Here is a 12,503-nt window from a genome sequence, read left to right as displayed (position 1 = left end):
ACTAATTTTTTATATTATTAATTTACAAAATTATGCGTCAAAACTATGGTTATGTAAATAAAATAGTCTTGATATAAACAGTGATTTAACAGTTATTTCACGACATAATCTTAATCTTTTTTTTTGCCTGATTTTAAATTAAATTTATATTCTCAAATTATTATATTTTTATTAATTTTTTAAACAATTACTATTTAATTAATAGGTGTCAATTAACAAAAGTTAATTAGACAAATAAAGGATTAAAGTATAGATTTAAAACTAGTCAATTAATATTTATACAGCATGATGCAACAATTACGACTTTCACTTATACTAATTATTGGTATAAGTTTTTATTGTTATGAATTCTTTTTAAGAATTTTAACTGGTGTTTATCAAGAACAAATAGTCCAATATTTTAATATATCAACTCACATTGGATTTTCATTTTTAGTTTCTAGCTACAATATCACCTATCTTCTGATGCAAATACCTGCAGGAATGCTACTTGATAGATTTGGTAGTAAAAAAATCCTAATCTTCGCGACAATAACTTGTGGTGTTGGAAATATAATCTTCATAGCAGGTGGTTATGAGCTAGCCCTTTTTGGAAGACTCTTAGTTGGTATAGGTTCATCATTTGCATTTATAGGTGTACTAAAGCTAACTTTGGAGAATCTAAATCCTAAGTATTTTTCTATAATCACAAGTCTTGTTATTTCTCTAGGCACATTAGCAGCGGCTTTTTCTCAAAATATTAGCGTTTTAATCTCCAGTTATGACACTTCGTGGATAAATATATTTATCTATTCCGGAATTATAGCCTTCCCTTTAGCCTTACTGTTCTTTATAGCTTTACCAAAAGAAAGATATACAATCTCTCTTATGCCTAAATTTGATCAAATATTTGAAGTAAGTAAACAGCTCATAAAAAATAAAAGCCTTTGGCAAAATGCTATCTGGGGAGGATTACTATATGTACCAACTGTAGTTTTGACCTCTCAATATGGACTTTTATATTTTAAACAGTCATATGGCTTTAGCGATATATTTTCAACGACACTTATTACATCAATATTTATAGGCTGGATCATTTTCTCTCCAATTAAAACTCTACTTTGTAATAAATTTGATGGTAAAAATATAATCAATATCTCAATACTTGGGGTTAGTATAGCTTGTATATTAATAAATCTAGGGATATTTAAAAACTCAGCAATAATAATTACATTTATATTTGGTATGTTTTCAGCATCACAAGTTCTAGTTTGGTATTACTTTAATAATATATGTCCTAAGAACTTTGCAGCAATAGGTGTCGCTCTAACAAATATGATTATAACTTTGGTGATTGAGGTAGGTCAGCTTGTAGTTGGCTCATCTATAGATATAGGCAATTTAATGAATATTCAAGCAAGTATTAGTATAACGACGATATTTATAGTTTGCCTATTTTTTGCTTTTATTGTGCTACAAAAGATGATTAAAAATATTAATTAGTCTTCATAGAATTGCTATTTCTCAAAAACGTATCTAAAAGTCCTAAAGACAAGATCCACAATAATAACACCTAATAAAACACCAAGAGCTCTATAAAAACCATCTGAAACAGATATTTCCATACTTGCATGAGGGAAGCACATTATAACCAAGCCCATAACAGCTTGTATACCACCGTATGTATGCTTTTTATGCGATAAATAATAATATGAAAATATAACAAGAAAGCAAAAACAACTGAGCAAAAATAAAACAGTACTAATTGTGGATAAAGCAATTGCAATAAATGCTGCACAAATCCCAAAAAGACAGCCAAATAATCTTTGTTTCCCTTTAAGTAAACTAGAGCTATCATTAATACCTGCTATAGTAATTATTGAGATAATCATATTCAAAGAACCTCCTGGGACTTTAAATATCTCCCATACAACTACCGCTAATATAATTGATATAATCAAAACTGATGTGTATAAAATACCATCTTCTTTCGATGATTTTTTGGGGCTTGGCTTTGGTCCTTTAGGTATTTTATAGATAAAAGAAGAAACGATACATGTAAGGCTAATACCTATAATATTAGCAATAAATCTATCTTCAGCAACACTATATCCCATAGTAGGATCAAATACGATTGCAATACCTAAAAACAATATATGAACTGCTAAAAATAAACAAAAATAATTTTCTGAAGTCACTTTAGACAAATATAAAATTATTGCCCCTAAAAATAATACTATTGTTAAAGTTAAAAATGGATAATTTGAAAAAGTTAAAACTATGGCAATCGCTATTAAGCTACCTATAAAAGTAGCTAAAAGCCTCCTTGGGGCTTTATACATAATTACATTTCGATTAGGGCTTATAACAGCAAGCACTGCTGGAGCAGCCCAAAAAGGGTTTTCCACATGTAGAGCTATACAGATAAATATACTTATCAAACAAACTATGGCTCCGATAATTGAAATCTTTAAATTTAAACTAGAATACTCTATATAAAATAATTCTTTAAATAAACCAAACATGAGCACCTTTTCCTACTGAAGAACCCTTACTTAAACTTTAGGCTTTACAAAACTATAATATCTTTAAACTTTCAAATAACATAAAAACTAAGTTTATTATTATAACTCCTAACATTATTCCTAAAGCTCTATAAAAACCTAAGCTAATTACTACCTGCATACTATCTGAGGGAAAACAAGTTATACATAAGGCACCTGCAGCTTGTACACCAGCATACTGATTACACTTATGAGAAAAATAATAATATAAAAAGAAAGTACTAAAACAAAAGTACCCAATTAAGAGCAAAATAATATTAATAGATGATAAAACCATAATAATCATCCCCACACAAACTTCTATAACACACCCCCAAAACCGCTGACTTCCTTTCCTTAAACTACCGCTGTTATTAATTCCTGCTATTGTTATCAAAGAAATAATCATATTTAAGGTTCCCCCAGGGACTTTAAAAACCTCCCAAATTATGATTGAAGTAACGATTGATATCATAAGAATAGCTGTATATAAAATAGCTTCTTCATTCGATGATTTACTAGTCTTAACCTTGCCCCCCTAGGCAGTTCATAGATAAAATAAAAAACTATACATGTACAGGTTATAGCAATAATATTGCCAATAAGTCGATATTCAGCAATAGAAAATCCAATATTAGGATCAAAAACAATACCTATACCTATAAATAAGATATGCGCAGTAATAAATAAAGTAAGATAGTTTTCCAATACAATTTTTGATATATAAAATCCTAATGCTCCTAAAAACAACAGTATTAATAAAGCTAAAAATGGATAATCTGATAAAGATACAACTATAAAAATGGCTAATAAACTACCAATGACTGTTCCTAAGATCCTCCTAGGAGCTTTATACAAAACTACATTAAGATTTGGACTGATAATTGCTAATACAGTTACGGCTCCCCAAAATGGATATTTAACATGCAAACTCAAACAAATAAATAGACTTACTAAAGAAGTTATAGTAGCTACAATTGAAATTTTTAGATTTAAACTAGAATGCTCTATATAAAATAGTTCTTTAGATAAACCATACATGAGCATCTGCCCCTACAGAGAAGTCATTACTTAAATCAGTTTTATCTACTCTAATTATAACCGGGAAACGTTTATCTAACTTAATCCAATCAACATTTGGATCAATATCTGGTAAAGCATTATTTTTACTATATTCTGGCTTATTTATAGCTATATCTTTATGTATAACTGTACCTGTTAAAAAGTGTAAACCAGTTAAGCTAGTCGTTATCCTAACTTTTTGTCCAACTTTTACAGAAGATAAATATGATTCTTTAACATTTGCAATGACTTTCCAGTCTTGGTTATCAATAATTGAAAATAAAGATTTTCCTTTAGTAACATAGTCTCCTTTAGCTAATCTAAAATTAGTTATTTTACCTGTTATTTTTGCTTGAACCTTACACTCGTTTACTTGATTCTGAATATCCTTTTCTTGAGTTTCTAAAATCTTAATTTGATCATTAGTATTAATTAAGTTAGATGTCACACTTTGAACTGTTTGTTTAGCTTTTATCAAATTTGACTGCTGATTAATAAGAGCATGCTGCTTCGCAGCATATTCAATATCAGAAATAGCTTTTTCATGATGTAATCTCTCATATCTAAGAATATCTTGATCTGAAAGCTCTAAACTTGCTTTTGCATTTTTATAGTTTTGCTCTGCCAGCTTGAGAGTACTAAACAAACTTTTTTTATAGTTTTCCTGGAAGTTTATACTTGCCTTAATTGTATTTCTTTTTAATATCTGATCTTTACAGTCAAGCTCAAATAAAATATCTCCCTTTTTAACTAACTCTCCATCACTTATATTAATTTTAAGAACTTGACCACTAACTTTAGAGTTAACTCTAGATATATCGCTATATAGGTATGCATCTCTAGCAAACACCCTATCATAGCTAGTATATACCTCATAAATAACAAATATAACTATAATGATAAATACAATTTTTATAATAGGCTTTTTATACTTCATAATTCTAAGTAAATTAAAAACTGAACATCTGATCAAGATATTATCACAAATTGATCATTCGTTCAACAACACATGGCGTTGAAGTAATATCTAGGCTTATTGTAGTGTTTAAAAAAATATATTTCTTGAATCATTTTGATCTTCTTTAGCAAAAAAAATTAGAGTATTTAAGATAAAAAATCTCACTATTCAAATATACTAAGAGCTTTACTCAGAAGGAGCAGCAAAAGTTGAAGATTTGTAGTATTCTATAAATTCGGTTAAAAATTCGAATGTTATAGTATAAATATTAGATACTTCACTAGCCCTAGCTCCAGAAAAATTTAAAATAGCTATATTATACTCAATTAGCCAACTCATAAGCCTTTCAATATTTTCCAATATATCTAATTCTAAATCCAATATAAGATATGGCTTACTTGTATTTTTAACATAATTTAAAGAATAAAGTGTACCTCCAGATAAAGGCTTATGATACTTGATAATAACAGTACCTTCTGAGGTATCAATATTTAGCCTTGTTCTGACTTTATACTCTACTGAATTAGTCTCTATAAATTTATCATAGATATAAGGTATTACTCCATCTTCAGATAGGCGTCCTTTTGGAATCCATCCAAGGTAATCTATATCATTTTTAATAGCTGCATCTGTAGCTGCTCTGTCAACTCCAGTTTGCCCACCAGATACAAACACTAATTGCTTCATACTTTAACCAAATTTGCTATATCCGCTAGAAGTATTTTCTGGCCAACATCACTACCAAAGTCAACCGTAAAAAACTCTTTAGATCCTTGTGCTTGAGATTTAACAAACACACCTTTACCAAAGACTTTATGATAAACACGATCACCTGGCTTAAATTTATCTCCGACACTATTGTTAGATTTAAGAAAGTCAAATGCTGAGACACCAAAGTTAGATTTTTGTCTTACTTTGACTTTTGGCTTATCTATAGTATGACTTTTACCCTTGCTTAAATGTTCTTGATCTATTTCAGCCAAAAATCGAGACTGAACTTGGAAACTACTACGACCAAATATATTGCGTACTTGAGCATAACTAATAGTCAAAGCTTTCATAGCTCTTGTTATTGCTACATAAAATAGCCTTCTTTCTTCTGCTAATTTCTCACGCATTTTTTTGGAATGTTTACTATCAAAAGTTTCTTCTGAGTTGATGATAGAGCTTGGTGGAAAAACTCCTTCTTCAGCAGCTACCATAAATACATACTTAAACTCTAGTCCTTTTGAAGCATGTATAGTCATCAACTGAACACTATCAACAGTTTCATCAGCTTGCATATCACCTGCTTCTAATACAGCGAATGACAGGAAATCTTGTAAGATATCGGTATTATCATCAAGTAGCTCTATCTGTGGTTCAAAATCTTTTGCTGCACTTATAAGCTCTTTTAAGTTATCTATTTTCTGGCGATCTTTTTCTGTGTTTTTCTCTTCATAAGAAGCTAATAAACCACTTTTATTAATAACATATTCCAATAACTTATCTAAACTCAAATCACTTATTTGACTAGATATATCATTAATCAGCTCAACAAACTTTAAAAGTAGCCCTGCAGTTCTTTTAGTTACAAGCTCTCTTTGGATTACTTCAAGTGTAGCTCGCCAATATGAAATTGAATTTATTTGTGCAAAATTTCTAATAGTTTCTAAAGTCTTATTGCCTATACCTCTAGTTGGAGTGTTAATAATCCTTTCAAAAGCTAGATTATCATGATTAGTCGAAGCTAATCTTAAATATGCCAATGCATCTTTAATTTCAGCTCGATCAAAGAATTTAAACCCTCCATAAATTCTATAAGGAATACTTGCATATATAAAACTTTCCTCTAAAACACGTGAAAGATAGTTAGAGCGATATAGTATTGCAACATCACTATACTCAACCCCTTGTGAATACAGCTCGCGAACTTTCTCAATAATATACTTAGCTTCATCACGCTCATTTACCGCGCAATAAACCTCTACCTTTTCTCCCTCTTCGGCTGCTGACCAAAGCTCTTTTGACATTCTATTATCATTATTCTTAATTACAGAGTTTGCAGCTTTTAGGATATTTTTTGTTGAACGATAGTTTTGCTCTAATTTTATAACCTCAACATTATTTATATCTTTGACATAGTTATGAATATTATCAACAACTGCTCCACGCCAACCATATATTGACTGATCATCATCACCAACAGCCATAGTATAGTTGTTATCTGTAGCTAGAAGTTTTAGCCACATATATTGTACTTGATTGGTATCCTGAAACTCATCAATAAGAATATATTTAAATAAACTTTGATAATACTCTCTTAACTGCTCATTTAAAGAAAAAAGCTCATATAAATATAAAAGAAGGTCTGCAAAATCTAAAGCATTATCTAATAGCAAACGTTCCTCATAAGCTTTATAAATATGACTATAGTTTGCATCATATTGATTAGCAAGCTTATTACTACGTATAGCCTTATCTTTTTGCTTATTTATAAAGTTCTGTAATAGCTTAGGAGGATATTTTTTATCGTCTAAGTCCAAATCTTTTATAACTCTTTTTATAAGTTGGGCTTGTTCATCCTGATCTAAGATTCTAAAATTCTTATCTAACCCTAATTCATGAGCATGCTTACGCAATAGTCTATGCGCAATACCATGAAAAGTTCCTATCCACATACCAAATGTCGATATACCTAACATACTCTCAACACGTTGTTGAATTTCTCTAGCTGCCTTATTGGTAAACGTAACAGCTAGGATATTATCTATTGCTATACCTTTGTTTTGACAAAGATATGCTATTCGTGATGTGAGAACTTTTGTTTTACCACTACCAGCACCTGCTAATATTAAAGAATTACGATCTTCGAGCAAAGTTGCTTTTTGTTGTTGAGGATTTAATCCTGATAAAAATTTATTAGACATTAGAAATTATATTTTTAAAATAGCTAAAGGTATTTTAACAAAAAATTGGAAGATTAATTGAGAGTTTTATTATTTAATTAAGTTTGCAGACTCTTCATTTGGGTTATGTAAAGTTTGTACATAGTCTAAAGTACTATTGATAACTTTATTTAACCAGCCACGTATTGCCCACATTATAATAGCAACTACAACTACAACAATACCAATAACTAAGAATACATGACCATAAACTGCGATACTTTGTAACTTAGTAAAGTGTTGTCCCGATGGAGGAGCTGTCAGAGCACCTACAAAACCACCAATAGGTCCAGCAATCATTGTAGTAATTAGCCACATACCTTGTGCAAAACCACCCATTTTTGAAGGGAAAAGCTCAGCAACCATTGATAAACCAAGTGCAGAAATTAATAACTCACCTGTTGACTGTAACCAATAACTAAGTACTAACCACCATCCAGATACAATACCATTAGAAGTAGTAAACTGAGGAAGATATAGAACTAAGAAAGCTAGTGCACAAAGTGTCATACCAATACAGAACTTAGTAATATGAGTTCCTGGAACTTTTTTATACACTACAGATAGAATTGGTGACATTATCACAATAACTAGAGGGTTCAATACCTGCCATTGCTCTGGCTGCACTGTTAAGCCTAAGAAAGACTTATCAACATTATTAATAGCGAAGAAGTTCAGAGATGTAGGCATTTGTTGATATAATACAAAAAATATCACACCTTGTATAATTAAGATAAATGCTACTGCCATTCTCTTTCTTTCATGAGAATTTTGTTGGCCCATTTTTATGAAAAAATAAACAAGAGCAACTACTGTTATAATTGTTATAATTACTCTACAAACTTGAGTTTTTTCTAAAATATTACCAACGATTGCAATTCCTATTACACAACCAATTAGGACTACTAATAATTTGCCAAAGCTAAATTTTTTAAGTCCTGCTTCACTAGAAATATGAGACATCTTAGAATAAAAAATTGTATAACATAGAAGCCCTAAGAACATGCCTACAGCAGAAACTAAAAATGCATGTGTATAGCCATATTTAACAGCTATAATAGGAGTTATCAACATAGAGAAGAATGAACCAATATTAATAGCCATATAATAAAGAGTAATAGCACCATCCTGTGCAGGATCACCTTTTTTGAAAAGCTTTGAAATCAATGAAGTAGGATTTGGCTTAAATAAACCTCCACCAATAGCTACACCAGCTAGAGAATAAAGAACGATAGATGTACTATTTACATCAAAAGCTCCAGCAATAAGCGATGATAAGCTCAGACATAAATATGATAAAAATAAAATTGTTGCGCCTACAGCAACAGTTCTTTTTGCTCCTAGGTAGTTATCACCAATCCAACCACCTATCAAAGGTCCTCCATACAAAAGTGCAGAGAAAGAGCCAAAAATCAGCATAGAGTCGCCTTCATTAAAGCCTAAACGCTTCGTAAAGTAAACTGCTAATATAGCTTGTAATCCATAAAATCCAAACCTTTCCCATAGCTCAAGAGTCCACAAGACCCAAAATGGAGCTCGCATACTCCCCTTATTCATTTCAGTCATTTTATTAACTTTCCTTAAATTTAAAATTAATGTTTTAATTAAGCCTCTCCCTTAAAATAGAAGCAGGCATATAACGCTCTTCTTCATCTTATATGAGCAATTTTTATAAATCTACAAGTTGTCACAGCAACTAAAAGATATTTTAACTAAAGTTAGAAGACAAATACTCTTATCAAAACTTATTATTTTTTTAATAAAAAGAATATTATCACTTTGAAAAATATATCAACAACTATAACTTAAAAACAAAATACAAACTGTTTTAAAGCTATAGTTTCAGCATTGTTCAACAATTGAACTCAAAAAAGTTCTATTACAAAAGAAAATAGATAGATAAAACACTTTAGAGTGCTTCAATCAGAATTAATGCCCTTTATCCAACAGAAAGTCTTCATTTGGATTATGCAAACTCTCACTAACATATGCCTGGGTACTTTCGATGACTCTATTTAACCAACCACGAGATATCCACATAATTATAGCAACAACTGCAACAAATATTCCTATCACTAAGAAAACATGTCCATAAACAGATATGCTTTCAAGTTTAGTAAAGTGTTGGCCTGCAGGTGGTGCTGTTAAAGCACCAACTATACCGCCTATAGGGCCTGCAACCATCGTTGTTAAAGCCCACATTCCTAGAGCAAAACCACTCATTTTTCTAGGGAACAATTCAGCTACCATAGATAATCCTAAAGCAGAAATCAACAACTCGCCAGTAGACTGAAGCCAATAACTAAGCACAAGCCACCATCCTGATACAATACCATCAGAAGTAGTAAATTGAGGAAGATATAAAACTAAGAATGCTAATGCACAAAGTGTCATACCAAAACAAAATTTTGTTACATGTGTTCCTGGAATTTTCTTATATAAAACAGATAATACAGGCGACATTAAAACAATAACTATTGGATTTAGTACCTGCCATTGTTCTGGCTCTAAATTCATACCAAGAAAATGTGTATCGACATTATTTACCGCAAAGAAGTTTAATGATGTAGGCATTTGTTGGTATAGTACAAAAAAGATTATACCTTGAATAATCAATATCAAAGCCACAATCATTCTTTTCTGCTCATGCTTATCTTGCTGGAACATTTGCATAAAGAAATATATTAATGCACCAATAGCAATCACAGCAACAATAATTCTACATAGGTTAGTATTTTCAAGAATGTTACCTATTAGTAATATAGCTACAAAAGCCCCAGCTATTACCACAACCATTCTTGAGTAACTCATTTTTTTTAAGCCTGCCTCAGTTGCAACATGTCTAATTTTAGGGTAAAAGAATGTATAGCTTAATAAACCTAAAAGCATACCAAATGCTGAAACAAAGAATGCATGCATGTAGCCATATTTTGCAGCAACAACAGGAGTAAGCAGCATTGAAACAAAAGATCCTATATTTACTGCCATATAGTAAAGAGTCATTGCTCCATCTAATGCGGGATCTCCTTTAGCATATAACTTTGAAATAAGAGAAGTTGGGTTAGCTTTAAATAACCCTCCACCAATAGCCACACCCGCTAAGGCATACATAACCATTGACTTTTCACTGATTCCTAACACTTCTGCCAAATCAGCAGATATACTTAAACAGAAATATGATAATGCTAAAAATCCTGCGCCAATGAAAATTGTTCTTTTTGCTCCTAGAAAGTTATCTCCTATCCATCCACCTATCAAAGGTCCTCCATACAAAAATGCTGAAAATGACCCAAAAATCAGCATTGCATCAGCATCACTAAAACCAAGATGTTTAGCAAAGTATATTGCTAGGATTGCTTGCAAGCCATAATAACCAAAACGCTCCCACAACTCTAGCGTCCATAAAACCCAAAAAGGAGTTTTAACACTCCCTTTATTTATTTCTGACATAGGTTTACCTCATATTTAAAATTGACGATACGAACTACATCCTCCTAAATGAAAAAGAAGTAATAGTACTAATCCTCATCATATAACAGAGAATTTTATAAAGCTAGAAACTTAGTAAGAACCAGGTATAAAAGTCACAAATCTTAAACAAGATTAAATTATCATATAAATTAAAATTAAGTTTTAGATGTTAACCTATATGCATAGATATTTTGAAATAAAAAAACTATAAATACTGCAAGCAACACCCCTATTGCAAGACCTTGCTCTTGATATACATACCCTAATATACTAATAAATATAATTAAAAAAGCTATAAGTATAATTGAACTTAAAAAAACAACTGTATTTCTTTTCAAATAAAGAAGTATTGGAGCTGCCAAACAACCTGTCAAAATTATACTCTGTGTTATTATAAAGATAGTTAAAATATTACTTCCTGACGTATACTTCTCGCCATAGATCAATAAGAAGTATTTCCCAAAGAAAAATATAATAAATATAAGTGCTATACACAAGCTCCCTATAATAATAAAATTCTTACTCAAAATCACTTTAACATCTGAAAATCTCTTATTATAAATAGCTATTGCAATTGGAGCTAGTGCAACCGACTGTATACACGCTATAAAGTTATTCGCAATAACTTGTGAAAAAGCTGCTGCTGTTGCAAAAATACCTACACTATCTTCATTAGTCAAAAAAACTTCAGCTCCTATAATAGCTAAATATGGCAAAGTAAATAACGCTAAAGTATAAGGTAAACCTGAGAGTCCTGAGTTAAGCCAACTTTTATACTCAATCTTATCTCTTATAGGTATAAATACTCTCATTCTCTTAGCTAAGATAACAAACATAATAATAAATGTTATAATCCAAGCTAACATAAATAATATTACAGCTATATGCGAATTTCTAAAAGATTCAACAAAAAACATTAAACTAGCTAAAAATAACATCGAAAAATTTATAAGTATTTTAAATAAAGCATTTGCTAATATGGGCTTTGAAAAAGAAATAAAAACTCTATAAAAGAAAAACGTTAATGCCATAATTGGAATAAAAATTACAGCAACAAAAACAGGATGAGTATCTTTTAATAAAAAGATATTTTTTGAAAGTCAATAAGTAAATACTGCTATTGCATAGTAAAAAACACTCAAAAGAGCAACTATAATAAACACATATATAATAAACGCTTTAATTTGTCCTTTTTTCTGAGACTTAATAGATACTGATATAACGTTCATCGCTATCACATCAGTACCTAAAAGCGCCGTCATATATGCAACAGATGCAACACTATATGCAGCAGAAAAATCACCAAAAGACTCAGGACCAAGATACCTCGCTACAATCACAGTTGCTATGAAAAAGGCTATTGAGGCCACCAACTGGATAAGAAGTAAAGTAAGGCCTCTTCCCATCAGAACTCATTAAATAAACAAAGCTTAGTAAAAGTTTGTAATATTTAACAAATAAAATCAATAAACTATATGTATTTATATAGGTTCTGTGCACAAAAAATATAAATTAGATTGAAAATAGCTAAACCGTTGTTATTTAAAAGTTGAAAGACAGTAA

Annotated in this window: 11 protein-coding genes; 1 reads left to right on the top strand and 10 read right to left on the bottom strand. The window is 30.6% G+C overall.

Features of this window, described 5'->3' with window-relative positions; all coding sequences use genetic code 11:
• Window positions 1-288 precede the first annotated feature (288 nt).
• Window positions 289-1,482, top strand: coding sequence for an MFS transporter (locus AB8E56_RS03320; RefSeq protein ID WP_329477988.1), 1,194 nt, complete (start codon window positions 289-291; stop codon window positions 1,480-1,482).
• 14 nt (window positions 1,483-1,496) lie between these two features.
• Here AB8E56_RS03320 and AB8E56_RS03315 read toward each other — a convergent pair whose 3' ends face one another.
• The 10 genes from AB8E56_RS03315 to AB8E56_RS03270 all read right to left on the bottom strand — a co-directional run bounded on the left by AB8E56_RS03315 (window position 1,497) and on the right by AB8E56_RS03270 (window position 12,346).
• The gene (locus tag AB8E56_RS03315) at window positions 1,497-2,504 is read right to left on the bottom strand and encodes an FUSC family protein (RefSeq protein WP_329477943.1); all 1,008 of its coding nucleotides are present in this window, start codon (window positions 2,502-2,504) and stop codon (window positions 1,497-1,499) included.
• A 52-nt stretch (window positions 2,505-2,556) separates the two neighbouring features.
• Window positions 2,557-2,997, bottom strand: a complete 441-nt coding sequence (locus tag AB8E56_RS03310; RefSeq protein ID WP_329477941.1) for an FUSC family protein — start codon at window positions 2,995-2,997, stop codon at window positions 2,557-2,559.
• Window positions 2,994-3,563 (bottom strand): FUSC family protein, encoded by a 570-nt coding sequence (locus AB8E56_RS03305; RefSeq protein ID WP_329477939.1) that lies wholly within the window; start codon window positions 3,561-3,563, stop codon window positions 2,994-2,996. Before AB8E56_RS03305 ends, AB8E56_RS03310 begins: the two co-directional genes overlap by 4 nt.
• Window positions 3,547-4,521, bottom strand: coding sequence for an efflux RND transporter periplasmic adaptor subunit (locus AB8E56_RS03300; RefSeq protein ID WP_329477937.1), 975 nt, complete (start codon window positions 4,519-4,521; stop codon window positions 3,547-3,549). Before AB8E56_RS03300 ends, AB8E56_RS03305 begins: the two co-directional genes overlap by 17 nt.
• A 207-nt stretch (window positions 4,522-4,728) precedes the next feature.
• Window positions 4,729-5,229 carry a putative molybdenum carrier protein gene (locus AB8E56_RS03295; protein WP_329477935.1) on the bottom strand — a complete coding sequence of 167 codons (501 nt, stop codon included), beginning with the start codon at window positions 5,227-5,229 and terminating at the stop codon, window positions 4,729-4,731.
• The gene (locus AB8E56_RS03290) at window positions 5,226-7,451 is read right to left on the bottom strand and encodes a UvrD-helicase domain-containing protein (RefSeq protein WP_329477933.1); all 2,226 of its coding nucleotides are present in this window, start codon (window positions 7,449-7,451) and stop codon (window positions 5,226-5,228) included. Before AB8E56_RS03290 ends, AB8E56_RS03295 begins: the two co-directional genes overlap by 4 nt.
• Window positions 7,452-7,520: 69 nt before the next feature.
• Window positions 7,521-9,035, bottom strand: a complete 1,515-nt coding sequence (locus tag AB8E56_RS03285) for an oligopeptide:H+ symporter (RefSeq protein WP_329477931.1) — start codon at window positions 9,033-9,035, stop codon at window positions 7,521-7,523.
• Between the two features lie 363 nt (window positions 9,036-9,398).
• Window positions 9,399-10,919 carry an oligopeptide:H+ symporter gene (locus AB8E56_RS03280; protein ID WP_329477929.1) on the bottom strand — a complete coding sequence of 507 codons (1,521 nt, stop codon included), beginning with the start codon at window positions 10,917-10,919 and terminating at the stop codon, window positions 9,399-9,401.
• Window positions 10,920-11,095: 176 nt separating this feature from the next.
• Window positions 11,096-11,878, bottom strand: a complete 783-nt coding sequence (locus AB8E56_RS03275) for a hypothetical protein (protein ID WP_329477927.1) — start codon at window positions 11,876-11,878, stop codon at window positions 11,096-11,098.
• Between the two features lie 162 nt (window positions 11,879-12,040).
• Entirely contained in the window at window positions 12,041-12,346 is a 306-nt protein-coding gene (locus tag AB8E56_RS03270; protein WP_329477925.1) for an oligosaccharide flippase family protein, read from the bottom strand.
• Window positions 12,347-12,503 lie beyond the last annotated feature (157 nt).

It is taken from the genome of Francisella sp. 19X1-34 (assembly GCF_041102755.1).
Classification (GTDB): Bacteria; Pseudomonadota; Gammaproteobacteria; order Francisellales; family Francisellaceae; genus Francisella.
This window is presented reverse-complemented; position numbering and strand designations above follow the sequence as displayed.